The organism is Bacillus sp. USDA818B3_A, from assembly GCF_009928415.1.
GTDB lineage: Bacteria > Bacillota > Bacilli > Bacillales > Cytobacillaceae > Neobacillus.
Genome location: NZ_JAABNN010000003.1, coordinates 587552 through 613587, shown reverse-complemented (window position 1 = coordinate 613587; position 26036 = coordinate 587552). Strand labels below are relative to the sequence as shown.

The 26036-nt window shown below is 39.8% G+C and carries 24 protein-coding genes, 3 pseudogenes and 1 other annotated feature; all 27 genes and pseudogenes read left to right on the top strand.

The window, feature by feature from the left end:
- The first annotated feature begins 21 nt into the window (after positions 1-21).
- The 27 genes and pseudogenes from GXK58_RS09400 (at position 22) to obgE (ending at position 26031) form a co-directional block, all read left to right on the top strand.
- Positions 22-1338, top strand: a complete 1317-nt coding sequence (locus tag GXK58_RS09400) for a VanW family protein (protein ID WP_160721999.1) — start codon at positions 22-24, stop codon at positions 1336-1338.
- A gap of 15 nt (positions 1339-1353) precedes the next feature.
- Positions 1354-3015, top strand: a complete 1662-nt coding sequence (locus tag GXK58_RS09395; RefSeq protein ID WP_160721997.1) for a GspE/PulE family protein — start codon at positions 1354-1356, stop codon at positions 3013-3015.
- A gap of 11 nt (positions 3016-3026) precedes the next feature.
- Entirely contained in the window at positions 3027-4076 is a 1050-nt protein-coding gene (locus tag GXK58_RS09390) for a type IV pilus twitching motility protein PilT (RefSeq protein ID WP_160721995.1), read from the top strand.
- Entirely contained in the window at positions 4069-5292 is a 1224-nt protein-coding gene (locus GXK58_RS09385; protein WP_160721993.1) for a type II secretion system F family protein, read from the top strand. The genes GXK58_RS09390 and GXK58_RS09385 overlap by 8 nt, the downstream gene beginning before the upstream one ends.
- Positions 5293-5427: 135 nt before the next feature.
- Positions 5428-5922 (top strand): type II secretion system protein, encoded by a 495-nt coding sequence (locus GXK58_RS09380; RefSeq protein WP_160721991.1) that lies wholly within the window; start codon positions 5428-5430, stop codon positions 5920-5922.
- Entirely contained in the window at positions 5922-6695 is a 774-nt protein-coding gene (locus GXK58_RS09375; RefSeq protein ID WP_160721989.1) for a prepilin peptidase, read from the top strand. Before GXK58_RS09380 ends, GXK58_RS09375 begins: the two co-directional genes overlap by 1 nt.
- Positions 6696-6711: 16 nt before the next feature.
- On the top strand, positions 6712-7707 hold the full coding sequence (gene pilM, locus GXK58_RS09370) for a type IV pilus biogenesis protein PilM (protein ID WP_160721987.1): 996 nt from the start codon (positions 6712-6714) through the stop codon (positions 7705-7707).
- Entirely contained in the window at positions 7707-8600 is an 894-nt protein-coding gene (locus GXK58_RS09365; protein WP_160721985.1) for a PilN domain-containing protein, read from the top strand. The genes pilM and GXK58_RS09365 overlap by 1 nt, the downstream gene beginning before the upstream one ends.
- Positions 8597-9388: a pilus assembly protein PilO gene (locus tag GXK58_RS09360; RefSeq protein ID WP_160721983.1), complete on the top strand. Its 792-nt coding sequence runs from the start codon at positions 8597-8599 to the stop codon at positions 9386-9388. Before GXK58_RS09365 ends, GXK58_RS09360 begins: the two co-directional genes overlap by 4 nt.
- A gap of 134 nt (positions 9389-9522) precedes the next feature.
- A complete protein-coding gene (locus tag GXK58_RS09355; protein ID WP_160721981.1) occupies positions 9523-10608 on the top strand; it encodes an SPOR domain-containing protein in 1086 nt (361 codons plus the stop codon).
- A gap of 432 nt (positions 10609-11040) precedes the next feature.
- Entirely contained in the window at positions 11041-11613 is a 573-nt protein-coding gene (locus GXK58_RS09350; RefSeq protein WP_160721979.1) for a Maf family protein, read from the top strand.
- Between the two features lie 50 nt (positions 11614-11663).
- Positions 11664-12194: pseudogene (gene radC, locus GXK58_RS09345) on the top strand (RadC family protein); the annotation flags it as partial.
- A 571-nt stretch (positions 12195-12765) separates the two neighbouring features.
- Positions 12766-14648 (top strand): annotated as a pseudogene (locus GXK58_RS09340) (reverse transcriptase domain-containing protein).
- A gap of 79 nt (positions 14649-14727) precedes the next feature.
- A pseudogene (locus GXK58_RS09335) lies at positions 14728-14868 on the top strand (JAB domain-containing protein); the annotation flags it as partial.
- Positions 14869-15034: 166 nt separating this feature from the next.
- On the top strand, positions 15035-16057 hold the full coding sequence (locus GXK58_RS09330) for a rod shape-determining protein (protein WP_160721977.1): 1023 nt from the start codon (positions 15035-15037) through the stop codon (positions 16055-16057).
- A gap of 57 nt (positions 16058-16114) precedes the next feature.
- Positions 16115-16990 (top strand): rod shape-determining protein MreC, encoded by an 876-nt coding sequence (gene mreC, locus GXK58_RS09325; protein ID WP_160721975.1) that lies wholly within the window; start codon positions 16115-16117, stop codon positions 16988-16990.
- Positions 16990-17508 carry a rod shape-determining protein MreD gene (gene mreD, locus GXK58_RS09320; RefSeq protein WP_160721973.1) on the top strand — a complete coding sequence of 173 codons (519 nt, stop codon included), beginning with the start codon at positions 16990-16992 and terminating at the stop codon, positions 17506-17508. Before mreC ends, mreD begins: the two co-directional genes overlap by 1 nt.
- Positions 17509-17654: 146 nt before the next feature.
- Positions 17655-18335: a septum site-determining protein MinC gene (minC, locus tag GXK58_RS09315; RefSeq protein ID WP_160721971.1), complete on the top strand. Its 681-nt coding sequence runs from the start codon at positions 17655-17657 to the stop codon at positions 18333-18335.
- Positions 18336-19139: a septum site-determining protein MinD gene (gene minD, locus GXK58_RS09310; protein WP_160721969.1), complete on the top strand. Its 804-nt coding sequence runs from the start codon at positions 18336-18338 to the stop codon at positions 19137-19139.
- Positions 19140-19250: 111 nt separating this feature from the next.
- Positions 19251-20051 carry a M23 family metallopeptidase gene (locus GXK58_RS09305; RefSeq protein WP_202171324.1) on the top strand — a complete coding sequence of 267 codons (801 nt, stop codon included), beginning with the start codon at positions 19251-19253 and terminating at the stop codon, positions 20049-20051.
- On the top strand, positions 20044-20913 hold the full coding sequence (locus tag GXK58_RS09300) for a M50 family metallopeptidase (protein WP_160721967.1): 870 nt from the start codon (positions 20044-20046) through the stop codon (positions 20911-20913). Before GXK58_RS09305 ends, GXK58_RS09300 begins: the two co-directional genes overlap by 8 nt.
- A gap of 445 nt (positions 20914-21358) precedes the next feature.
- Complete coding sequence (locus GXK58_RS09295) at positions 21359-22810, top strand: Rne/Rng family ribonuclease (RefSeq protein ID WP_160721965.1); 1452 nt, start codon at positions 21359-21361, stop codon at positions 22808-22810.
- 81 nt (positions 22811-22891) lie between these two features.
- Positions 22892-22980, top strand: a sequence feature (ribosomal protein L21 leader region).
- A 13-nt stretch (positions 22981-22993) separates the two neighbouring features.
- Positions 22994-23302 carry a 50S ribosomal protein L21 gene (gene rplU, locus GXK58_RS09290; RefSeq protein ID WP_160721963.1) on the top strand — a complete coding sequence of 103 codons (309 nt, stop codon included), beginning with the start codon at positions 22994-22996 and terminating at the stop codon, positions 23300-23302.
- 15 nt (positions 23303-23317) lie between these two features.
- Positions 23318-23659, top strand: coding sequence for a ribosomal-processing cysteine protease Prp (locus tag GXK58_RS09285; protein ID WP_160721961.1), 342 nt, complete (start codon positions 23318-23320; stop codon positions 23657-23659).
- Position 23660: 1 nt separating this feature from the next.
- Positions 23661-23954 (top strand): 50S ribosomal protein L27, encoded by a 294-nt coding sequence (rpmA, locus tag GXK58_RS09280; RefSeq protein WP_160721959.1) that lies wholly within the window; start codon positions 23661-23663, stop codon positions 23952-23954.
- 203 nt (positions 23955-24157) lie between these two features.
- Positions 24158-24694, top strand: a complete 537-nt coding sequence (locus tag GXK58_RS09275) for a Spo0B C-terminal domain-containing protein (RefSeq protein ID WP_160721957.1) — start codon at positions 24158-24160, stop codon at positions 24692-24694.
- A 47-nt stretch (positions 24695-24741) separates the two neighbouring features.
- Entirely contained in the window at positions 24742-26031 is a 1290-nt protein-coding gene (obgE, locus tag GXK58_RS09270; RefSeq protein ID WP_160721955.1) for a GTPase ObgE, read from the top strand.
- The last annotated feature ends 5 nt before the right edge of the window (positions 26032-26036 follow it).

Below are 26036 nucleotides of genomic sequence, written 5' to 3'. Positions count from 1 at the left end.
GGATGAAGGGGGCTTAGGATCTTGGATAAATATCGGCAGCTAATTAAACTATTTGTTGTCCTGTTTTTCAGTACAGCATTTATGTTTAGTTTTTCGCATTTTGGGGCTAAAGCATATGAAACCATAATTAACAAAAATGGTAAATTCTCAGATGGAACAACGATTGGAGCATTAGATATCTCTGGAAAGACAGAACAAGAAGCTACGACTCTTCTTGAGGAAAAGTACATTGATTGGCTAAAAACTAGTTCATTTAAGCTGGAATACGGAGAACAGTCGGCTTCGGTTGATATGAATCAATTTCATTTAGATGCTACACAAACCATTAACTCGCTAAAGGACGGGCAAAAAAATTCAGCCTTCATCACAGTCGATAAAGTGCAGGTAGAAGAACAGGTAGAAATACTTTTTCCACAAGCCAAAACCAGTGATATTGATATAGAAAAGCTGATGAACAGCTTAAATAGTACGGCAGCGCTTTTCGGATCAGGTACCAACTCTTTTGACATTTATAATGATTATCTATTGAATGACAATATAAAGAAAGATGTTATTTTAAATGTTGCAACAGTAACAATGACTGACCTTCCTGTTGATTTGCCAAATCTTATCGAGAAGGTAAACAAAATTGAAATCAAAGAAAACACAACCTTCTCATTGTTAGATTTCGTGCAAGATCACAAAATTACATCTTCTGAATCGTTAAATGTAATGGCTACAGGAATTTATCAAGCTATTTTACCTTCCAACTTCTCTATTATAGAAAGAAATATAGGAAGAACACTTCCAGAATACGCAAAGCTAGGAAATGAAGCGAAGGTAGATTCAAGCAAGAGAGCTGATTTAGTTATCACTAATCCTAATAAGACTAGATACAGCCTTGAATTACAGCTTGAAAACAATCATTTAATAGTTACCCTAAAAGGGCAAAAGTTTGCTTACGACTATCAGGTTAGCTTAAAAGACAAACAAGAATTAAAGGCAAAGACCATTGTTCAATATAGCCCACAACTCATTCCTGGAAAAACGGAAATACAGACAAAGGGAGTAGCAGGAATAGTAGTAAAACTGTACCGGGATGTTTATCAAGGAAGTAGTTTAATTAAAAGTGAATTCATCTCTGAAGACTATTATCCTCCAGTTTACCAAGTTGAAATTCATGGATTATTTGGCAGCCAGTCAACTGCAAATACGTCTACTGGAACAGCAAACAATGGAGCTGCAACAAATAGCCAAACAACCGAAAGTGCAGCTGCAGATCAAACGACATCATCCTCTACTCAACAAAATCCTACTAATAGTGATATTTGGGGCAAAGCTAATGAACAAGAAAAATAGGAGATGGGATGTTTTATGAGGAATACACGACAACGACTAGGTGATTTGTTGATTGAAGAGGGACTGATAACAGAAGAGCAACTTCAGTCTACCCTTAATGAAAAAGAACCCAGTCAAAAAATCGGTGATGCTCTGATACAAAGAGGCTATCTAACAGAGCAGCAGTTAGTGGAAGTGCTAGAACTCCAATTGGGAATCCCGCATGTCAGCTTATTTCAATATCCATTTGATACTAATCTATTTTCGCTTATTTCAAAAGAATCAGCTCGTCGAAATTTAATCATTCCCTTAAAAAAAGAAGCTAATAAACTATTTGTTGCCATGGCAAATCCTATGGATTTTATCGTAATTGATGATTTACGATTATCCACCGGGTTCCAGGTAGAACCAGCCATTTCTACAAAAGACGATATTCTTCGAGCAATTAATAAATATTATAATGTCGATGACGGACTCGATGAATTACTTGATGAACTGCCACAAAACGATAGTAATAGGAATAATGATGCAACAGATCAAAACTCACCTATTGTCCGCTTAGTGAATCAGATCTTGTCAAATGCAGTGATTCAAAGAGCAAGCGATATACACATCGACCCTCAAGAGAACAAAGTGGTCGTTCGTTATCGTATCGACGGTGTTCTGCGTAATGAGCGGGTTCTCCCGAAAACAATGCAAAGTGTACTGACTGCAAGAATCAAAATTATGTCTAATCTAGATATAACTGAGCATCGAGTTCCACAAGATGGAAGGATTAAGTTGAATTTAGACTTTCATCCCGTCGACCTCCGTGTTTCCACATTGCCGACAGTTTACGGCGAAAAAATTGTTATGCGGCTACTCGATATGGGATCAACATTAAATGATTTAGATAAACTTGGCTTTAATTCATTAAATATGAAAAGGTTTATAGAAATGATTGAAAAGCCCACAGGTATCGTTCTTATTACAGGTCCAACAGGCTCAGGTAAATCCTCGACCCTCTATGCAACGCTAAATAAGCTAAATAGTGAGGCTGTTAATATTATTACGATTGAAGATCCCGTTGAATATCAATTGGAGGGGATTAACCAAATTCAAGTCAATTCTAATGTTGGAATGACTTTTGCAGCAGGGCTACGCTCGATTCTACGTCAAGATCCAAACATTATTATGGTTGGGGAAATACGTGATAAGGAAACAGCTGATGTGGCGATCCGAGCTTCGCTAACGGGTCACTTAGTACTAAGCACGCTTCATACAAATGACTCAATTGGGACCGTTACAAGATTGATGGACATGGGAGTTGAACCATTTTTATTAGCCTCCTCTTTGAGTGGGGTCGTTGCACAGCGTCTTGTCCGTAAGGTTTGCCGTGATTGTGCTGAAACCCAAGAACCAACAAAACGTGAAATTGAGATTTTTTCAAAACGCGGAATGAAAATCGAGAAAATAACGCGTGCAAAGGGGTGCGCTTCTTGCAACATGACCGGTTATAAAGGCAGGGTCGCCCTCCATGAGGTACTGGTCATTAATGATGATATGAGTCGGGCAATGATGAACGGTGAATCTTTTAAATCAATTAAGGAACTTGCTGTGAAAAATAAAACAATATTTTTGCTTGATGATGGATTAATAAAAGTGAAACAAGGTTTAACAACAACAGAAGAAGTATTAAAAGTAGCCATTCTGGAGTAGGAGAACAAGTGATGAAAGATAAAATTGATACTATCTTAAGGGCTTCCGTTGAATATAAAGCATCTGATGTGCACTTAACGGTCGGGGTCCCTCCTGTAATGAGAATAAATGGTGATCTGAGAAGATACGGTACTGATAAATTATTGCCTGCTGATACAGAAGGGATGGCAAAAGCTATTATTCCTGAGCATTTATGGGATACGTTTATAAGTAAGGGAGAGCTCGACTTCTCGTACGGAGTTCCGGGCAGCTCCAGGTTTCGTGTAAACGCCTATCATCAGAGAAAAAGTATTTCGATTGCTTTAAGGGTAGTTGCCTCCAAAGTTCCAACTATTGAAGAATTAGATTTGCCAGGTATTGTTTCTAAGCTAGTGGAAAAACCCCAAGGGCTCATTCTCGTAACTGGCCCTACAGGGAGTGGAAAATCTACAACCCTTGCTTCTATGATTGATTATATGAACCGCACCATGCGTAAGCACATTATTACGCTTGAAGATCCAATTGAATATTTACATCGTCATGGAAATTCCATCATTGATCAGCGTGAAGTCGGGTTTGACACAAATAATTACGCTAGCGGATTAAAGGCAGCACTTCGTCAAGACCCTGATGTTATTTTGGTTGGAGAGATGCGGGACTTAGAAACCATGTCCATTGCTATTACTGCAGCGGAAACAGGTCATTTAGTACTAGGAACATTGCATACCTCAAGTGCTCCTACCACTATTAACCGGATTATTGACGTGTTTCCATCAGAACAACAGGCGCAAATTCGTATTCAATTGGCTTCTGTATTGGTAGGGGTTATATCACAGCGTCTTTTTCCTACTGTGGATAAGAAGGGGAGAAAAGCAGCTACTGAGATATTGGTCAACAATGCAGCAATTGCAAACCTAATTCGAAATGAAAAGATTCATCAGATTCAAAGTACAATGCAGACCTCACGTGCCCAAGGAATGCATACCCTTGAGATGAGTATTAAAGAACTCCTTGATCGAAATGTAATTCAAAAAGAAGTGGCATCACAATATCTACATGAAAAAATGATCATGAATGGCTAGATTTAAATACTCTGGTCGCGATCGAAGAGGAAAACGTCAGGGCACTATAAATGCGGGCTCTAAGCGGGAAGCGATGCTTAAGCTTAAGGAAGAGGGGTGTAGGGTAATTGAAATAACCGAAGTACCCGAAACCTTCTTGACCAAAGACTTACATTTATCTTTCGGCAATGCCGTGAAGCTGCAACATTTTGTGATTTATTTAAGACAGTTTGCAACTCTAATTAAGGCGGGAGTTACAGTTGTTGATGCTACATCCATTTTAGCGGTACAAACCGAAAGTAAGGTCTTAAAGAAGGCTTTACTCGATGTTGAACAGGAATTAAGAGAAGGAAATCAATTATCAGATGCTTGTTCAAAACATAAAAAAATATTCAATCAAATGTTTATTAATCTTGTTAAAGCTGGAGAGATCAGCGGTAACTTAGATGAAACGCTTGACCGTTTGGCGGAGCACTTTGAAAAACAACACTATACTAAGCAGAAGATAATCTCGGCTCTTTCATATCCTGCCGTAGTTGGAGTTATTGCACTTGCTGTAGTTATCTTTTTACTTGTAGTAGTAGTACCAACTTTTGTAAGCATGTTTGCAGATATGGGTGGGAAGCTTCCAGCAATTACACAATTTGTTGTTTCTTCAAGTAATTTTATGCAATCTTTTTGGTGGTTACTGGTACTACTAATTATTGGTATAGTTCTTATCATTACTTATCTTAAAAGTAATGGTCAAACTAAATACTATTTAGATTTCTGTCTTTTAAAGATGCCTATATTCGGGAATTTATTACAAAAGGCCGCGCTTGCCCGGATGATGAGAACCCTTAGTTCTTTATTTTCAAGTTCTGTTCCTATTCTTCAGGCAATGTCAATTGTTGAAAAAGTTGTTGAAAATGAAGTTCTTGCAAAGGTAATTCGGGAATCGCGTGATACTCTTGAAAAAGGTCAATCGATGACTGAACCAATGCAGCAACATTGGGCCTTTCCTCCCCTTGTGACACAAATGATTTTAATTGGAGAAGAAACTGGTGCATTAGACGCAATGCTATCTAAAATTGCTGAGTTTTATGAAAAAGAAGTTGATACTGGAACAGATAGACTTAAATCAATGATAGAGCCGTTAATGATTGTATTTCTAGCTGGGATTGTAGGTACCATTGTTGCTGCAATTATGATGCCTCAGCTCGCAATGTTCGACCAATTTCAACAACTTAATCAATAATGCGGCAAATAAATTAATTAAACGTTATAAAGTGACAAAATACCCAAAAAAGTTCTTTTCATACCATTGTAAATTAATGTATACTACAAGAGACAATATTACTAGGTTCATAGAACCATAAAGGAGATGTATTATATGATTCAAAATTTAAAGAATAGGTTAAAAGATCAACGTGGTTTGACTTTGATTGAATTGCTTGCTGTTATTGTTATTTTAGGAATTATTGCTGCTATTGCAGTACCGTCAATTTTAGGATTGATTGATAACACTAAAAAAGATGCTCATGTGGCTAATGCACAGCAAATGGTTAACTCAGCTAAGATGGCTATTACTACTGATGTTAATTTGCAAACAGGCACTGTTTATTTACCTTTAGGCTATCTTCAAACTCAAAAATTTATTGAACCAATTGAGAGTCCAGATTCAGGAGAAAACTATATTCCAGGAAATACTACTACACAAGATAGTACTTTTGACGGTACTGCAAAAACATCATATGTTAAAATTGTAAATGGTGAAGTTACTGAGGTAAAACTTGTTACAAATGTTAGAGGTGTTCAAACAGGTGGTAAACTAGGCGTTGTTCCTAGTGCGTTAAAACGAGGAGTAGTAATAAATAACCCTAGCTAATGATTATATATAATATTTTATTATCTTTGTTATTATTTATTTATGGGATAACATTAGGTTCCTTCTTTAATGTAGTCGGATTACGAGTACCAATAAGTAAATCGATAGTTGTTCCAAGGTCAGCTTGTCCAAACTGTGGTCATCAATTAAAGGTATATGAACTAATACCAGTGATTTCCTATTTGCTTCAAAAGGGGAAATGCCGCGGCTGCAAGTCGCGGATTTCTCCAATCTACCCAACTTTTGAACTTCTTACAGGCCTACTATTTATGACAGCACCATTAATAATTGGTTGGTCCGGAGAATTAGTCGTTGCCCTTACACTAATCTCATTGTTTATGATTATCACTGTATCAGATATACACTATATGATCATCCCTGATAAAATTCTGATTTGGTTTGCAGGGTTTTTTTTATTGGAGAGAATCATTTGGCCGTTAACCCCGTGGTGGGACAGTTTATTAGGATCAGTTTCGGGATTTGCCCTTCTCCTAATGATCGCCCTGGTTAGTAAGGGCGGAATGGGGTTTGGTGATGTAAAACTGTATGCCTTATTAGGATTTGTATTAGGATTCAAACTTGTTCTTATATCATTCTTTGTTTCAACGTTATATGGTGCCGTTATTGGCATTTTGGCTTTATTATTTAGAATTGTTAAAAGGCGTCAGCCTATTCCATTTGTACCATTTATAACAGCTGGAACATTAACTGCTTATTATTGGGGATCGAAAATAATTGAATTATATTTACAATTCCTTCATCAAGGATTCTAACTAAGGGGTTGTTTCTGTGGCTTTTTCCCTGTTTTCTTCTAAAAACAAAATTATCAATATAGTATTCAATGATCATTCAATTCGTATGCTTGAATTAAAACAGGTGAATCCTCCCGTTGCTCAGAGATGGTTTGAGCGCTTTTTGCCGCCCGGAATCATTATAGAAGGGAAAATTACCGATCTGAATTCCTTGGAAAACATAATAGATGAGTGTATCAATGATTGGAAGATTCAACGGCGTCAAGTTCGGTTCCTGGTACCAGACCAACTGGTCATTATCCGAAAAGTATCTGTTCCTGCTGAAATTCAGGACGATGAAATTCAGGGATACCTGTATTTGGAGCTTGGTTCTAGTATCCACTTGCCTTTTGAAGAACCAGTTTTTGATTATTATCCACTCGAAGGTAGTGGGGAAACGAGGGATTTATTGTTATTTGCAGCGCCGGAACAGCATGTGATGGACTATGCTAAGTTATTCTCAAAGCATAAATTAGATCCAGTTGCAGCGGATATTTCCCCGCTTGCTTTATACCGTTTGTACTATCAAATGGACAGAGCAAGTGTAAATGAAGTCCTTTTCTCTGTGCAATTTGATTTAACCAGTGTGAATTTATCTGTTTTTCAAGATAATATTCCATTAGTCATGCGGCAATTTGCTTTACCGTTTAACGTTGACAGTTGGGATATCAAAAAAGATCTTTTGGGTGGATTGGTCTACAAATACAAAGGTGATATGGATGAACTGGTAATCCAGTTTGAGGATATTCTTAGAGAGATAAACAAGTTAATCGACTTTTATCGTTATTCCTTAAATAGTGAACAGCATGATATTACCAAGTTTCTTTTAAACGGTGATCACCCAATGCTTCAAGCCATCTATGATGAAATGAAAGAGCGATTTGAAATTCCTGTCGATGTGATTTCACTTGAAACAGAAACAAAAGGAAATATAACTCAGACTCCTATCAGTTTATTTCTTTCTCTAGGTCTCGCTCTAAAAGGGGTGCAATAATGCTAGTCGAAATTAACCTGCTTCCCCAAAAAGAACCGAAAAAAGTAAAACTTATCATTGCGCTTTCAAGTTTACTGTTGATTATAATCCTTGTCGGTGCTTTTTACCTTTGGCAAATCAATACCATTAAAAGTGAAGTGGCTTCCTTAGACCAACAAATTGCCATGACAAAGAAAGTGGCAGAAAATCAAGAAAAAACGAGTAGCACTGCAGAAGCAGCCAATTCAGTTAGTCAATTGAAAAGTGCGATTGACTGGGCGAGTGACTATCCAATCCAAACAATACCGGTTATGCAGCACCTGACTTCGCTTTTGCCAGAGCGCGGTTTTATCCAAAGCTTTGCTTATACGGAAGCGGGTACCATAGCCTTAACCGTTCAATTTGATAGTGCCCGTGAGGCGGCGTACTTCTTAGATGATCTCGAGGATTCTAAATGGATCTCAGAAGCGAGCTTAAGCTCATTATCTACATCTGAAACTACTGCGACAAGTACTAGTGCAGGTACAGCGAGTCAAACGAATACGACAAGTACGTCAACTACGGCAACAAATCAGACTACTTCAACAAATACAACAGCTGGTACTGCCAACGATACTAGTAATGCAGCTACAAGTCAGACGACTGCTGGTCAGACTGTGGAAGAAAATGAGACAACTACAAGTGGCAGCAGTCAAAACACTGCGGGTACAACTAACGCTGTCCAAGGTACTGCAGCTACGACAACAATAACCAATACAAATACAGTGGCTACAACGAACACGGTAACTGGTACTGAAACGAATGTAAATGTTCTTCCGCGTTACACAGGCCAATTTGAAATCAAGTTGGATAAAGAGTACGTGAAAAAAGAAATTAACAAAAGCAAGACTGATAAAGGAGTGACCGGTTCATGAAGCTTCATTTCTCTAAAAAAGATAAATGGATACTGGCTGCCGGTGCTCTTTTGTTAGTTCTAATCTTCGTTTATGCTCAGTTCTTTTCTCTTTCACCCTTGAAATCAGAACTAAGTGTAAAACAGCAGTCATTGGAATCGGAACAAAAATTGCTTGAAACTATAAGTGAAAAAAATGCTGAAACGACCAGTCAAACAGCTGAAGATACAAAAGAGTTACAAAAGAAACTCCCTGTAAAGCCGCTTCAAGAACAGCTAATTTTAGACCTTGAGAAAGCAGAAACACTTTCCAATAGTAAAATAAGTTCAATGGGTTTTTCAAAAGATGTTGATGTCAGTACGGCATCCGCAGACACCAACACAAGTAATCAGCAAACGTCTGGTACGCAAGCAACAACTAACAAAAGTCCAACAGCACAAAATACAACCACACAACAAACAACTGATCAACAAACAGCAGCAGCTCAAACTCCTGCATTAAAAAAGCTAACTGTTTCTTTGAAAGTCGAATCTCCAACTTATAAGGATCTAGAGAAGTTCATTGAAACACTAGAATCATTACAGCGGATTGTAGTGATTGAATCTATTAGTTATTCAGGAGGTCAAGAAATAACTAGTTTGGTTCAAGAAACCCAGCCACTAAGCTATAGCCTGACATTTTCAGCATTTTATATGCCTGGTTTAACGGACCTAGTTGCACAGCTGCCAAAAATAGATTCCCCGGCACCAGCTGGCAAGGAAAATCCACTAAGCGAGTTCCCAGACACAACCGCAACAACACAGCCATAGTTAAAACAATGACGAACTAAAAAACAATTTGACGAAACTCTACGATAACAAGACGACAAAAGTCTTGTTATTTTTTTTTGCCTCTATGTTAGGATGTATCCAATGACCCTTCGATAGAGAGAGGAGTACAAACAGTGGACAAGCCTAACAAAGGCAATACGATCAAGATCAAATTAAATGGAGAATCCCAGGCCTACCAGGAAGAACCAAAGAAAATCGAACCCGAACCCGAACCTATCATTGATACTGCTCCAAGAGTAATAAAAATAAATTCGGAAGAATTGGACTCAGATGTATTTTTAGAAACGGCAGCAACACAGGAATCTGTTGATGAAAGCTTCGACTGGATTATTCCAGAATCCTCCGATCAGGATATAGAAGAATTTTCAATCGTACCTAATAAAAAATCCCAAAAAGCCAGCCTCCCCAAAATAACCACCTTTTCAACCAATCAAAAAAAGAAAAAGGATCGTAATTTCGTATCCATTCTTATCTCAGCTGCCTTCGCAATATTAATAGGCACTACCATTGGTGTGGTTATGTTGAAATTGTTCATCACAGGACCTTCAGATAATAATGGAACCGAAACGATCTCAACTATAGCGGAGCAAGGAACTACCACACCGGTTGAAGAAACGGGAGAAAAAACAAACACGGTCACCTTAGAGCAGATGACGACCTATGTGATCCAAGGAGGGGTGTTCACCTCGAAGGAAGGCGCCAAGGAAACATCTACTCAAGTTGCCGCAAAAGGAATGCCAACCCAATTGGTTGAAATAAGCGGGAAACAATTTCTATTCCTCGGGGTTGCGGATTCTATTGAAACAGCCAAATCACTTGGCAATCAATATAAAGCAGATGGTGTCAATGAGGTCTTTGCCAAGCCCCTATTACTTGATGAAAAAGAAGTAACGGATGTAAATGCCAAAGAGAAGGCCTTCCTTGAAAATGCACTTTCAATCTATCAGACCTTATCATCAGCCACTTCAACTGCGCTAATAAATAATAGCTTATCTGAAGAATCAACAAAGGCTATCGCTAGTATGGATAAACAATTGCCTGCGAGTGGTCTAAAGAATGCGAAAGTAAAAACATTGAAAACAGAATTAAGCAATGCGTCAGCTAAGGTAAAATCCTTTCAAAAATCCAAAGATTCCGAGAGCTTAAATGAAGCCCAGCAGCACCTATTAAAATTTTTAAATGCCTTTTATGCATTATAATCGACAATCCTTGATATTTTCCGGGAAATAAGTCTTGCCAATTTGAGAGGTACTGAAAAAGTCCTATTGATAAATTTGCCTATTTAAAAGAACGTCTGTTGATTGGAGCGGAAGGCACGCAGACTCCTGCGGGAGTACGGGGCTGGGGATACCCCGCAGGCGCTTTAGCGGCGAGGAGGCTCCCCGGCAGGCCCACGAACCGCTTGTGCCTGGAGCGGAATTCAACAGCCAAGTTAGTCCGTAAATAAAATTTATATGACTTTTTCAATGCTCTGACCTAGTTGGCGGGGCTTATTTCTGTTTTAATCAAAAACTTGCATAATTTGACAATAATCTTCAAAATTTAAATATATTAAAATTGTTTGCTTGGACAATTTCTGATACGATTAGCATGTATCTCCCTATACAAAATGCAAAAGGTAAGGTGATCGAATGCAAAACCTCATTTTAGCCTCTTCTTCTCCACGGCGAAAAGAACTTCTAGAAAATCTCCGCTTATCATTCACGATTTCAAGCAGTGATGTTGATGAAAGCTTTGATCCTAGACTCTCCCCTGACGAAGTAGTAATGGAGCTGGCTGAACGTAAAGCACAGGTCGTCTCTCAACAAAATCAAGACGCCTTTGTTATCGGCTCCGACACGGTTGTCGTCGCGGATCAGCAAATCTTAGGAAAGCCAGCAGATGAAGCAGAAGCCATTCACATGTTAAAAAAGTTGTCAGGCCGGAAGCACGAAGTATTCACTGGTGTTGCAATCGTTTCTGCAACAGGTACGACTAGATTCTATGAAAGAACAGAAGTATGGTTTTGGGAGTTAACAGATAAAGAAATCAACGCTTATGTGCAAAGTGGTGAACCATTTGACAAAGCAGGTGCCTACGGAATTCAGCAGTTTGGCAGCATGCTTGTCAAAAAAATAAATGGAGATTATTTTGCGGTTGTCGGCCTGCCTGTGGCACGGACCATCCGCGAATTAAAGAAAGCAGGCTACCAGTTGCCATATTAGAAAAGACTCCCGTTAAAAAGGGAGGAAAAGAAGTGTCCACTAATTCATTAATGATCCGTGATTTTCCGCAAGACGAAAGACCGAGAGAGCGCTTTGTTAAACATGGCCCGCAAAGCCTATCGAATCATGAGCTGATTGCAATCTTGCTACGAACGGGCACAAAGGACGAATCGGTTCTGCAATTATCCAATCGGCTTCTGACCCACTTTGAGGGGCTGCGCCTGTTAAAGGCGGCTACCCTAGAAGAAATGACGGAAATCAAAGGGATTGGCTCTGCAAAGGCGATTCAGATCCTCGCAGCCGTAGAGATTGGCAGAAGGATCGCTAATCTCAATTACACAGATCGCTATGTGATACGCTCACCGGAAGACGGAGCGAAGTATGTCATGAATGATATGCGCTTTTTGACTCAGGAACATTTCGTATGTTTATTTTTAAACACGAAAAATCAGGTCATTCATAAACAAACTGTTTTTATCGGCAGCTTAAATGCCTCGATAGTGCACCCTCGAGAGGTGTTCCGCGAGGCCTTAAAGCGTTCAGCAGCATCGATTATTGCGCTGCATAATCACCCCAGTGGAGTGCGCCTGTAAGGTGCGTAATTTTAGTGATTTCTAAGGAAATCTAGAACTCCTTACAATGTTCTATGGTCAGCATCTTACCTTGAGGGGAAACCCGTAGAGGGAACAGAGCATGATGTGAAAAGGAGAAAAGACGACAAAACTATCTAAAGTCGAGTCAGTTCTTCAGACCAAGTGATGTACGGTAAAAGCTATACTGCTTGAATCCTAGATGAATGAGCGATGGGTGCGCCTTTGTCTACGATAGTTAACAGGCAATGAGGACAAAATGGGGGACGTATCTCCGGAGCGTCCATTGGAAATCGCCGCTTTCCTGTCCATAGTAAGGTTTGTCCTTCAATCCTCCACTAGAGGAAACCATCGAAAGGGATACCTAACCATCACGTTTCTAAAATTATGTATAATGCAGGGATTACCTAAGTGCAAGTGCCATTTGGCTATTAGACGTAGGTCTATGAAAATTGCATATGGTAACGGAGTCTCCGTAGTACCCAACGTTTGCTTGTAATGAGTTTAGCAGGGGGAAGGGAGACAGGTTGATGTTAACGTCAATAGGAAAGGAGTCATGAATATGGCGACAAATCCATTTCGACAATTGGACGTTATAAGGAATGCTTCTAAAGAAGGAAAGATAATAACGGATTGTTATCGGCTCATGTACAAAAGAGATTTATGGATTAAGGCATATGCAAAATTGTACCCAAATTCAGGGAATCTAACAAAAGGAACATCAGAAGAAACAATCGATGGATTCAGCTTACAAAAGATTGACGAAATTATCGAAGAACTCAAGGTTGGAACATTCCGTTTTGCTCCAGTGAGAAGGGTTTATATTCCTAAAGCAAATGGTAAAAAGAGACCCTTAGGAGTTCCCAACTTCAAGGATAAGCTAGTACAGGAAGTCATGAGAATGATTTTAGAGAACGTATATGAACCAACATTCTCAGAAAATTCCCATGGATTCAGAGAAGGCAGAAGTTGCCACACGGCACTCTCACAGATAAAGAACACATGGAAAGGTCTAACATGGTGCATTGAAGGTGACATAAAAGGCTTCTTTGATAACATTGACCATACTGTACTATTAAAACTTATATCAAAGAAAATTAATGATTGTCGATTCCTGCTTCTTATACACAATGCACTTTCTAGTGGTGTTATGGAAAATTGGACTTTTCATAAAACATACAGCGGAACACCACAAGGCGGAATCATCTCCCCTTTATTAGCGAACATGTACCTTGATGAGTTCGACAAATTCATGGAAGGACAAATGAAAAAGTTCGATAAAGGGAAATTGAGAGAGAGAAACAAAGACTACACAAAAATCCGTTCAGATATTAGGACAAAATCAAGGAAAATAGAAAGTCATGATAAAAGAAATGGACATACAGACTGGAAGGGTCGAGAGGAATTAATTCTAAACATACAAGAACTGAAACAGAAACAAATAGAAATACCTTCAGTTGACCCAATGGATAAAAACTATCAAAGAATGAAATATGTCCGATACGCTGACGATTTTGTTGTAGGAATAGCAGGTTCCAAAGAAAGTGCGATAAATATTAAGGAAGCAATCAAAAATTATCTCAAAGAGGAACTTCTTCTTGACCTAAGCGTTGAAAAGACTCTTATAACACATTTGGAAAATCCAATTCCTTTTCTTGGATATGAATTTTGCAAGTGGAATGAGACCAAGGTCACGAGGGTTTTATACAAAAATCAAAAACACCCGCTGAAAAAGAGGACTCTCTCAGGGGCAATCAAGCTAGAAATACCTGAAAAGAAATTAAAAGCATTTGCCTTAACAAACGGATACGGAAATTTAGACAACTTTAAAATTATTCACCGAGCCAAACTTATAAACAATTCGGAGTTAGAAATCCTTTATACCTATAACGCTGAGCTAAGAGGAATTGCAAACTACTACAAACTGGCTAATAATTATCATCATCTTGATAAGTTATTTTATTTAGCTGAAAGTAGTTTCATAAAAACCATTGCTAATAAACGTAGAAGCACCTCAATGAAAGTAGCATCGAGCATGAGAACTCATAAACAGGGAGTATTATGCTTGATAAGGAAGGATAATAAAGGCAATGAAAAATTACATCAATTCGTAAAACTAAAAGATTTGCCGAAACCAAAAGGTGCAATTAAAGTAGATTTACCTGAAACAGATGTATTAGTAAACTCCGTAAAATATTCAGGTAGAACAGAATTTGAACAACGATTATTAGCCAACAAATGCGAAGCGTGCGGTACAACAGAAGGTCAGATGGAAGTCCATCATGTTCGGAAATTAAAGGACTTGAAGGATAAAAAGCATTTAACATATTTGGACAAGAAGATGATTGAACGGAATCGAAAACACTTGTCCTTTGTTACAAATGCCATCACGACCATCATGAAAAACAAATTCCTTTAAATCAACTGGCGAGCCGTATACGCTGAAAGGTGTACGTACGGTTCTGAGGGGGGGACTGTGAGACCTACTTTGGAGACAAAGTAAGGCGCATGCTCCCTACCCTACGACCCTACTCCAAGCCGTGAAGACATTGAAGTTACGAAGCGTTTGGTCGAGTGTGGGAAAATCATTGGCATTGATTTGTTAGATCATCTTATCATCGGTGAAAACAAGTTTGTTAGCTTAAAAGAAAAAGGATATTTATAACACTAGGATATTATTTGACGTTGGGTTATAATATTGGGTATGATTTTTTAGGACTGTTTTTAAAAAAGTAAACACTTAAATAGTACGAAAAAAGACATGATAATTAAGGTGATTACCTGCCTATAGGAATTTGTGCATTTCGTATCAGAAAGGGAGATACAACATTATGTTTGGAATTAGACCTAGAGATCTTGGAATTGACTTGGGAACCGCCAACACCCTTGTCTATGTAAAAGGAAAAGGCATTGTCTTGCGTGAGCCATCCGTAGTAGCCATGCAGACCGATACAAAAAGTATTGTGGCAGTTGGTAACGACGCAAAAAATATGATTGGACGGACACCGGGGAACGTTGTTGCCATGAGACCAATGAAGGACGGCGTCATCGCTGATTTTGAAACGACGGCTTCGATGATGAAATACCATATCCGCCAAGCGCAAAAAAGTAACAATCTTTTTTCAGGTAAGCCTTATGTCATGGTTTGCGTGCCATCCGGGATTACTGCGGTAGAAGAAAGAGCCGTTATTGATGCTACAAGACAAGCTGGAGCAAAGGATGCCTATACGATTGAAGAGCCATTTGCGGCAGCTATCGGTGCGAACCTGCCCGTTTGGGAGCCAACCGGGAGTATGGTCGTAGATATTGGCGGTGGTACAACAGAAGTAGCGATTATCTCTTTAGGCGGAATTGTGACTAGCCAATCGATTCGGGTTGCTGGGGATGAAATGGACGACTCCGTCATTTCTTATATCCGTAAAAACTACAATTTGATGATTGGGGAACGCACAGCCGAACAAATTAAAGTAGAGATTGGTTCTGCCGGCACGCCTGAAGGAATTGAAAATATGGAAATCCGCGGACGTGATTTATTAACCGGTCTGCCAAAGACAATTGAAATTACCGCAAAAGAAATTGCATCAGCTCTAAATGATACAGTATATGCGATTGTAGAAGCTGTTAAAGCCACATTAGAAAAAACACCGCCAGAGCTTGCGGCCGATATTATGGACCGTGGGATTGTCTTAACTGGCGGAGGTGCGCTGCTTCGCAATTTAGATAGGGTTATTAGCGAAGAAACAAAAATGCCTGTGTTAATTGCAGAGAATCCACTTGATTGCGTAGCTATCGGCACAGGAAAAGCACTCGACCATATCCATCTGTTTAAAAACAAAGCTAGAGATACACGTTAAGGGTGTTAATTAAACTATTACTTTCTTATCTATATAGAAAAAAAGAGGTGTATAATCATGCCACAGTTCTTTATGAATAAACGACTGATTATTTTGCTTGTCAGCATTATCGTTCTCGTGGCATTGATTGGGTTTTCTTTACGGGAGAGAAGCAAACTAACCTGGCCGGAACAATTTGTTAAAGATACAACCGGCTGGGTTCAATCTTTGGTTGCAAAGCCTACCAACTATGTTGCAGGCTTTTTTGAAAATCTCCAGGACCTTACCAATACATACGAAGAGAATAAAGCATTAAAATCACGAATTGAAAATTTGGCCAGCCTTGAAGCAGAAGTTCAGGAGCTGAAGAAAGACAATAAAGAATTACGTGACGTTCTCGATGAAACAAAAACTCTGAGAGACTATGATCCACTCTCAGCAACTGTTATTGGAAGAAACCCTGATCGTTGGCATGAAATGATTATCATTGATAAAGGAACATTAAACGGAGTCAAGAAAAATATGGCGGTGGTCACTGCGAACGGATTGATTGGTAAAGTGAAAAGTGTCACGCAATTTAGCTCGACTGTCCAATTGTTGAGTTCAAATGATCCAAAGAACCGGATTTCTGCTATCGTCCAAGGGAAAACAGATGTCTATGGACTTGTTGAAGGCTATGATGACAAGAAAAAATTACTCCAAGTCAAAGCCATTCCTTCTGGTGCTGAAATCAAAAAAGGACAGACCGTCATTACCTCAGGATTGGGAGATGTTTTCCCTAAGGGCTTAATGATCGGGAAAGTGGTTGAGGTAAAGCAGGATCAATATGGATTGAACCAAACGGCTTTAGTCAAGCCAGGAGCTGACTTTTACGATATCAAAACCGTGATTGTCACCAAAAGAATCATGAAACAGGCTGATGAAACCGATACGACGACAGAGGAGGAGGAATAATGAAAAAATTCCTGCTTCCTCTTTTGTTTCTGTTTTTATTTTTATTTGAAAGCCTATTCGTTCAATATGTTCCAACAAATCTTTTTGGCGATAATAAAATCATAGCCCCTCACTTTCTTTTTGCTGCACTGTTATTTTTAGCGATATTCGTCAGCCGGAAAAAAGGGTTAATTTATGCTGCCATCTTCGGTCTTTTGTTTGATATTGTTTATATTGAAATTATTGGGATCTACTTATTTCTTTTTCCATTCGTCGTTTATATCGCGTCCAAATTACTGAACATCCTGCAAAACAACTTTTTCATTGCCATCCTTGTTTCGATTGTCGGGATAGCGTTATTAGAAGTGGGCGTTTATGAGATGGACCATCTCATCGATGTGACAGATTTAGACTTTATGAGCTTTATTGATTTACGGTTTTATCCAACTCTACTCTTAAATACTTTGTTTGTTATTATTTTTGGATATCCACTGAAACGATTGTTTGAAAAGCATAGTGAAGCAATCCGGGCTGAATAGTTCTATCACAGTTTTCTTTTTTAAAAAAAGGAGAACGGACCCTTCGTGTCGAATTTTTATTTAATATCTGTATTCTTTGATTTGAAATAAGACAATGGACTGTTTATTTCGAAATTGTTTTCTTATTATGAGGTGAAAAATTCTCCATGAAAAAGCGGCAAAATGTTACAATAAAAGGTACGAAGGAAGGCCTTGTCCTTCATCTTGACGATACATGTTCGTTTCAAGAACTGAAAAGGGAACTAGATGAAAAGCTATCAGAAAACTCCCGTACACAGGATGAGCGTAATCTTATTTATGTAAAAGTAAATATGGGCAACCGTTATATAACCGAAGAGCAACGGGAAGAATTAAACGAATTAATCCGCCTGAAAAAGAACTTAATCGTAGATGATATTGTTTCGAATGTGATTACGATGGAAGAAGCGGAACAACTAAAAAAAGAACATGAGGTAAAGACCGTTTCAAAAATTATCCGCTCAGGGCAGGTGCTCGAAGCCCCTGGTGATTTATTATTAATTGGTGATGTAAACCCTGGTGGTACAGTTATCGCCGGCGGAAATATTTTTATCATGGGAACATTAAAAGGTGTGGCGCATGCAGGCTGCTATGGCAACGAGGAGGCAGTCATTGCTGCGTCTAGCATGAAACCATCACAGTTAAGGATCAGTGATCAAATTAATAGTGCACCCGATCATGCAGAAAACAATGAACCACGGGAAATGGAATGTGCATACATAGATGAGAACCGGCAGATCATTGTTGATAGATTACAAGTTTTAGTTCAATTAAGGCCGAATTTAAATAGATTCGAAGGGGGACTTTAAGTGGGAGAGGCAATCGTAATTACATCCGGTAAGGGCGGAGTGGGAAAAACCACTACTTCTGCTAATATTGGTACATCATTAGCCCTTCAAGGTAAAAAGGTATGCTTAGTAGATACAGACATCGGTCTTCGAAATTTAGATGTAGTCATGGGTTTAGAGAATCGAATTATTTATGACTTGGTCGATGTAGTCGAAAAAAGATGTAAAATCCATCAAGCCTTGGTAAAAGATAAGCGATTTGATGGTTTATTATATTTACTGCCAGCGGCACAAACTGTTGATAAATCAGCCGTTACGCCTGACCAAATGAAAGAACTGATGACCGAATTAAAACAAGATTATGATTATATTATCATCGATTGTCCGGCCGGTATTGAGCAGGGCTTCCAAAATGCGATTGCAGGGGCTGATAAGGCGATTGTTGTGACAACGCCTGAGGTTTCTGCTGTTCGTGATGCTGACCGAATAATTGGTCTGATTGAAAAACAGCAGCATATGGAGGCACCAAGATTAGTCGTCAACCGGATTCGCAATCATATGATGAAGAGCGGCGATATGCTGGATATTGATGAAATTACCCAGCATTTATCGATTGAGTTGATGGGGATTGTGGCCGACGACGAAGAGGTCATTAAAGCCTCCAATCACGGTGAGCCGATTGCCCTTAATCCAAACAGCAAAGCATCGATTGCCTACCGGAATATCGCCAGAAGAATTCTTGGTGAATCCATTCCGCTCCAGCCGCTTGAGGAAGCAAACAAAGGTGTTTTTACCAAACTTAAAAAGTTTTTTGGCGTTAGATAAATTAAATTACCAACCTGTCCGATAAATAATGGACAGGTTTTTTTTATACAGTCATACTCTTTCATTCTCGTACATAAACTTGTACAAAAAGCGGGAAAAGGGTTGATGGGTATGGCGCGGTCTACACCGGAAGAAATACGGCGGCGTATCGCCAAAAGGAAAAAGGAACAAGGGAATAACTCAAAAGGTCCAGAACGAATGCCTGAACGCCAAATTACTTGGCCGGGTGCGGATGATCACTATGATTTTAAGAATATGAGTCCTTCAGGAAACGGAGGGGATGATGCGGGGCATCCGCTTTTTAAAAAGGAAGTCTTCTTTTTCAAAATATTAGCCTCAGCACTGCTATTCTTAGCGATAGCAATTTTATTTCGTAATCATACCGCAAAACTCGATCCTGCCAGGGACTTCATTACAGGTCAAATGGACAAGGATTTTGAATTTGCTGTAGTCTCGAATTGGTATGAAGAGAAGTTCGGCAAACCATTAGCGCTGCTGCCATTTACAGATAGTGATAAAGCGGAAGAAAAAACAGTAGCTGAGAATCAGAATTTCTCTGTTCCAGCAATGGGAAAAATCCTTGAAAACTTCGAAAAAAATGGCCAAGGCATTATGATTGAAACAGGGAAGGGTGCAGCCGTTCAAGCGATTAATGATGGACTTGTTACGTTTGTAGGTGTAAAAGAAGGAATAGGCAAAACCATTATCATCCAGCATGCAGATCAATCAGAAACATGGTACGGTAATTTAGACGAAGTAAAGGTTAAATTATATGAGTATATTGACAAAAGGGCAGTAGTTGGAACGGTTTCCACCTCAGCGAATGAAGATAAGACAAAGGGCAAATATTATTTTGCCATTAAAAAGGGCGATAATTTTATCGATCCTATCCAGGTGATCCGCTTTGAATAGGGCGATTACACTTTTAAAACTGATTTCAATCCATCCCTTGCTGTGGATTGTCATTGCGTTATCAATCGCTACAGCACATTTTCTAGAGGTCTCCATGCTTCTTGGTATTATCTTTATACACGAGATGGGACATGCTGCTGCAGCTTCTTTTTTTTCGTGGAGAATTAAAAAAATTTCGCTGCTCCCGTTTGGCGGGGTGGCGGAAATGGATGAGCACGGTAACCGCCCGCTGAAGGAAGAGACGATTGTCGTTCTTGCCGGTCCACTGCAGCATGTTTGGATGGTTGCGCTTGCCTACGGCCTATTTTCGCTGCAGATTCTCCCGGAGGATTTATTTCAATTATTCATCCATTATAATGTGATGATTCTAGTGTTCAACCTCTTTCCAGTCTGGCCGCTGGATGGAGGGAAATTGGTATTTTTGCTTCTTTCCTTAAAAGATTCATTTCCTAAGGCCCATCAAATGACTTTGGTGATATCGCTGATTGGCTTAGGGTTGTTTTCCATGATTATTTTGTTAACAGCACCATTGCACTTGAATGTGTGGGTGGTCATCTTCTTCCTGTTTTTCTCGCTTTACCATGAATGGAAGCAGCGCCGCTATATCTTTATGAGATTTTTACTTGAGCGCTATTATGGAAAAAAATCGTCCCCAGACAATTTGAAGCCAATCCAAGCCAATGAAGAGGACTTAGTCATACATGTTCTCGAAAAATTCCAGCGGGGCTGCAAGCATCCAATTATTGTGGAGGCAGATGGCAGGGAGACCGGAACGCTTGATGAAAATGAACTCTTACATGCTTATTTTACCGAAAAGCGGCTGACGGATAAAATCAGCGACCTTCTTTTTTCCTATTATTAGGGTATAATATATAAAAGCAGGAGAAGCGCCCGGAGACCGAGCGCTTCTTCTGTGATTAGAAAACCTAAACAGATAGGCGGCTCTTGCAAAAGGTACATTAAGAACATATAAACATGAGAGTCGATATTGAGTAACCGCTGTTCCCAATAACGGCTTCCATGGATATATTAAGTGAAGGTTTGTTAAGATGTCTTTTGTTAGGTTATTGGGGACAATCAAGAAGGGAACCCGTGAGAAAGTGTCCTCAATGAGTGCACTTGAGGACAATCAAGAAGGGAACCCGTGAGAAAGTGTCCTCAATGAGTGCACTTGAGGACAATCAAGAAGGGAACCCGTGAAAAAGTGCCCTCAATGGTTGCTCTTGAGGACAATCGAAGGAAAATACAAGAAGAAATGTCCTCAACGGTTAGTTTAATATATTGTAAATAAGTGAGGAAAACGTCATTTGGAAACCTTAATTGTGAATTACAATTCGCGCGAAAAGCGCTTTGCTTATTTAAGAGACAACCGGGTTGAAACCATTGTCATCGACAGACCAAGCAATCGCTCGTTAGTCGGTAATATTTATTTTGGGACCGTCACAAAGGTCCTCCCGGGAATGAATGCTGCCTTTATTGATATCGGTGAGGAGAAGAATGCCTATTTAAACCGGAATGTCCTCCCGTCCTATGTCCAGTCCACTGATAAACAAAAGAATATCACATCATTCGTCCATCAAGGCGAAAAGATGCTGGTACAGGTGGAGAAGGACGCAACAGGCCCCAAAGGTCCAAAGGTTAAGGGGATAATCGAAATAGAGGGGAATCACCTTATTTATATGCCGCAGGGACGATATGTGGCGGTATCAAAAAAGATCGCCGATGAATCGAAAAAATCGGCACTAAGGCGAATCGGAAGTCAGTTAAAAACCGATGAAGAAGGGTTGATCATCCGGACCTCTGGAATTTATAGTTCAGAAGAAGAACTTGCAAGCGAACTTCAGACACTAAGAGACCAATACCAACATCTCTTACATAAAGCTTCATCCTTAAAAAAGCCCGGGTTAATTTTTCAAAGAGATACCTTTGTTGATAGGATTTCCTCCCAAGCTGCCAGGATGAAGTCCGGCGAAATACTCGTGGATGATATTTCTCTAAAAAAATTACTTGAGCCGCTCAATAAACACATTAAAGTTACCTATTACAATGGGAAAGAGAATATTTTTTCAACGAACAAAATAGACCATGAAATCGATAAAGCACTAAAGCGGATTGTCTGGCTTGACCACGGGGCTTACTTGATCTTTGATGAAACAGAGGCCTTAACGATCGTAGATGTAAATACAGGAAAGTTTTCTGGCAAGGCAGATTACCAGGAAACCGTCCTAAAAACGAACCAGCTTGCGGCCAAAGAAATTGTCAGGCAGCTTCGCCTTCGCGATATTGGCGGAATCGTCCTGATTGATTTCATCGACATGACTCGGGAGCATGATAAGCAGTCGATTCTCGATACGATGGAAAAAGAATTAACGAAAGATGAAAGAAGAACCAAGATGATTGGATTCACGGAGCTTGGTATCCTTCAGCTCACGAGGAAAAAGACAAAGGTGACAATTTCAGAGGCACTGAAAGATAAATGCCCCGTCTGTGAAGGGACTGGCCGGATCCTTAGTCCGGAAACAGTTGCTTTCCGGCTCGAACGAGAGCTGATTGAGCACCGTCATGCCGATTTTGAGGCGGTTCTCATCGAAACAACACCGGAAGTAAAAGAGATGCTGCTTGGTGTAGATGGGGCTCATAAAGATATGCTCGAAGAACTGCTCAAGGTTAAACTTTATTTTACCCTTCAGCCTGCTTTGCCGCATTATTATCAGCTAAATCAGTTTGGGGATGCTGATGAACTTGCACTGAAGGAATAGGACTTAAAAAAATGAAGTACCCAAATTCTATTGACACATTCAATCAATCTATGTTAACATCTTACTGTTATGTTTGTAGCACCCGTGCTACAACCGCACAATCCAGGTACTAAGTCTTTTGCCTTTAAAAAGTGCATGAGCGCCTGTATTTGGCGAGTCTGAGTTTATAAGGAGGTGCAGTTCATGTACGCAATTATCGAAACTGGCGGTAAGCAATTGAAAGTTGAAGAAGGCCAAGCTATCTACATCGAAAAATTAGATGTTGAAGCTGGTGAAACAGTTACTTTTGACAAGGTTCTTTTCGTTGGCGGTGAAACTGTAAAAGTTGGAAGTCCTGTTGTTGCAGGCGCTACTGTTACAGCTAAAGTTGAAAAACAAGGCCGTGCGAAGAAAATCATTGTTTTCAAGTACAAAGCGAAGAAAAACAACCGTAAGAAACAAGGTCATCGTCAACCTTACACTAAAGTTGTCATCGAAAAAATCAACGCGTAAGGTGTTGAATCATAGATGATTAACATTACGATTTATCGTACTGAGTCCGGCTCTATCCAATCGTTTGAAATAAGCGGTCATGCTTTTTTTGCCAATCGGGGACAAGACATTGTCTGTGCAGGAGCATCTGCAGTTTCCGTTGGGGCAATTAATGCCGTGCATGCCATTACAGGCATCACTCCAGAGATTGAACAAGGAGATGGCTTTCTCCGCTGTGTCCTCCCGGAAAATATTCCGGTAGACATAAATGAGAAAGTTCAGCTTCTTCTTGAGGGGATGACTGTTTCATTACGAACGATAGAAGAAGAGTACGGAGAGCACATTAAAATAACCTTCAAAAAGCAGGAGGTGGAATGAAATGTTATTAAAATTAGATCTTCAATTGTTTGCATCTAAAAAGGGAGTAGGTTCTACAAAGAACGGACGTGACTCTATCGCGAAGCGCCTTGGTGCTAAGCGTGCAGACGGTCAATTTGTAACTGGTGGTTCTATCCTTTACCGTCAACGCGGTACAAAGATTTACCCAGGTGAAAACGTTGGCCGCGGTGGGGACGATACTCTTTTTGCAAAAGTCGACGGCGTTGTTAAATTCGAACGTTTAGGTCGTGACCGCAAACAAGTAAGTGTTTATCCTGTAGCTCAAGAGGCTTAAGGTTTGCTTAGAAAACTCTAACCTGTTTGGTTAGAGTTTTCTTTTTGTCTTGAAAAAGATACCTCTCGCTTTCCACTTCAGGGACTCTTCATAGTAATTTTTGCCTCTTATCAACATTTCTTAGCGAAAAAAGTCTACTCATGTTTGTTTTTTTGATATACTTACAGCAAACAGTGTCAACACTTAAATGTGGGAGTGTACATATGGAGAAAGAATGGGATATTGTTGAGGTGCTCCGGCACTCACGGCATGATTGGTTAAACAAGCTGCAGCTAATTAAGGGGAACCTGGACTTAAATCGAATTGACCGGGTGAAACAAGTAATTGATGAGATTGTGATTGAAGCCCAGCATGAAACAAAACTATCAAATTTACATATGCCTTTATTTGCTGCGCTGCTGTTAAAATCCAACTGGGAGAATCCTTCTTTTAAGTTGGAATATGAGGTCCTGTTTGATTCAGAGTCCTCAAAAATTAATGATTTGGCTGTCACGAATTGGACGAACAACTTTTTTTGGAGTTTGAACCAAGCGATTGAGCCCTTTCAAGAAAATAATTTATCGATTACCATTGAACCGCAATCAGACGGGATTCGTTTCTTTTTTGATTTTAGCGGAATAATAAGTAACAGAGAACTGATCGAGAACTTCCTATCTGAAAAAAAGATTGATTTAATCATTAAGGAATTTTCAGAAACGGAGCTCTCGCTAGAGCTATTTATGCCCATACTAAAAGAATAATACGAACTGCGATCAGTTTATTCATTGTGCAAGACTGGAGGAATTAGATGTTTGTCGATCAAGTCAAAATATATGTTAAAGGCGGAGACGGCGGTAACGGGATGGTTGCCTTCCGCCGTGAGAAATATGTACCAAATGGTGGTCCAGCTGGCGGGGACGGCGGAAAAGGAGCCAATGTTGTTTTTGAAGTAAACGAAGGACTTCGTACCTTAATGGATTTCCGTTATAAGCGTCATTTCAAAGCAGAGCGCGGTGAACACGGCATGTCCAAAGGGATGCACGGCCGAGGCTCTCAGGATATGATTGTCAAGGTGCCGCCAGGAACGGTTGTCACTGACGCCGAAACAAAAGAGGTTATTGCCGATTTAGTGGAACACGGCCAACGGGCGATTATTGCCAAAGGCGGCCGCGGCGGCCGCGGAAACACTCGTTTTGCGACCCCGCAAAATCCTGCTCCCGAGATAGCGGAAAATGGTGAGCCAGGACAAGAGCGTGATGTTATCCTTGAATTAAAGCTGCTCGCTGATGTGGGTCTTGTTGGTTTCCCAAGTGTAGGAAAATCGACATTACTATCCGTTGTTTCATCAGCAAAGCCTAAAATTGCTGAATACCATTTTACAACGATTGTTCCGAACCTAGGAATGGTAGAAACAGAAGATGGCCGAAGCTTTGTCATGGCCGATCTCCCTGGATTAATTGAAGGAGCTAGTGAGGGGGTAGGACTGGGTCATCAATTCTTGCGGCATATTGAACGAACAAGAGTCATTGTCCATGTGATTGATATGGCAGCGACCGAAGGACGAGATCCATATGAGGATTACCTAACCATCAACAAAGAGTTAAAAGATTATAACCTTAGATTGACCGAACGTCCGCAGATCATTGTGGCCAATAAAATGGATATGCCGGATGCAGAAGAACATTTGGAGATGTTTAAAGAGCAGTTAGAAGAGGATTATCCGATCTTCCCAATTTCAGCCCTTACTAGACAAGGACTGCGTGATTTATTATATGCGATTGCCGATAAGATTGAGGAAACTCCGGAGTTCCCGCTTGATTATGAAGAAGAGGTTACCGGCGTCCATCGTGTATTATATAAACATGAAGCCGATCCGGATGCCTTTACGATTACAAGAGATCCAGATGGTTCCTATGTCCTCTCGGGTGAAAAGTTAGAAAGATTGTTTAAGATGACAGACTTTTCAAGAGAAGAATCCGTGCGCCGTTTCGCACGTCAGCTGCGCGGTTTTGGAGTAGATGATGCCCTTAGACAAAGAGGAGCAAAAGATGGGGATATCGTTAAGTTAATGGACTTCGAGTTTGAATTTGTTGAGTAGTTTTC

Bases quoted from the DNA above. Each gene is read 5' to 3' on its own strand.
- GXK58_RS09285 (WP_160721961.1), top strand. From the start codon at position 23,318: ATGATTAACATTACGATTTATCGTACTGAGTCCGGCTCTATCCAATCG.
- GXK58_RS09390 (WP_160721995.1), top strand. From the start codon at position 3,027: ATGAAAGATAAAATTGATACTATCTTAAGGGCTTCCGTTGAATATAAA.
- rplU (WP_160721963.1), top strand. From the start codon at position 22,994: ATGTACGCAATTATCGAAACTGGCGGTAAGCAATTGAAAGTTGAAGAA.
- GXK58_RS09360 (WP_160721983.1), top strand. From the start codon at position 8,597: ATGAAGCTTCATTTCTCTAAAAAAGATAAATGGATACTGGCTGCCGGT.
- GXK58_RS09380 (WP_160721991.1), top strand. From the start codon at position 5,428: ATGATTCAAAATTTAAAGAATAGGTTAAAAGATCAACGTGGTTTGACT.
- mreC (WP_160721975.1), top strand. From the start codon at position 16,115: ATGCCACAGTTCTTTATGAATAAACGACTGATTATTTTGCTTGTCAGC.
- GXK58_RS09365 (WP_160721985.1), top strand. From the start codon at position 7,707: ATGCTAGTCGAAATTAACCTGCTTCCCCAAAAAGAACCGAAAAAAGTA.
- GXK58_RS09385 (WP_160721993.1), top strand. From the start codon at position 4,069: ATGGCTAGATTTAAATACTCTGGTCGCGATCGAAGAGGAAAACGTCAG.
- GXK58_RS09330 (WP_160721977.1), top strand. From the start codon at position 15,035: ATGTTTGGAATTAGACCTAGAGATCTTGGAATTGACTTGGGAACCGCC.
- mreD (WP_160721973.1), top strand. From the start codon at position 16,990: ATGAAAAAATTCCTGCTTCCTCTTTTGTTTCTGTTTTTATTTTTATTT.
- GXK58_RS09305 (WP_202171324.1), top strand. From the start codon at position 19,251: ATGGCGCGGTCTACACCGGAAGAAATACGGCGGCGTATCGCCAAAAGG.
- GXK58_RS09395 (WP_160721997.1), top strand. From the start codon at position 1,354: ATGAGGAATACACGACAACGACTAGGTGATTTGTTGATTGAAGAGGGA.
- GXK58_RS09350 (WP_160721979.1), top strand. From the start codon at position 11,041: ATGCAAAACCTCATTTTAGCCTCTTCTTCTCCACGGCGAAAAGAACTT.
- obgE (WP_160721955.1), top strand. From the start codon at position 24,742: ATGTTTGTCGATCAAGTCAAAATATATGTTAAAGGCGGAGACGGCGGT.
- minC (WP_160721971.1), top strand. From the start codon at position 17,655: ATGAAAAAGCGGCAAAATGTTACAATAAAAGGTACGAAGGAAGGCCTT.
- GXK58_RS09275 (WP_160721957.1), top strand. From the start codon at position 24,158: ATGGAGAAAGAATGGGATATTGTTGAGGTGCTCCGGCACTCACGGCAT.
- rpmA (WP_160721959.1), top strand. From the start codon at position 23,661: ATGTTATTAAAATTAGATCTTCAATTGTTTGCATCTAAAAAGGGAGTA.
- GXK58_RS09375 (WP_160721989.1), top strand. From the start codon at position 5,922: ATGATTATATATAATATTTTATTATCTTTGTTATTATTTATTTATGGG.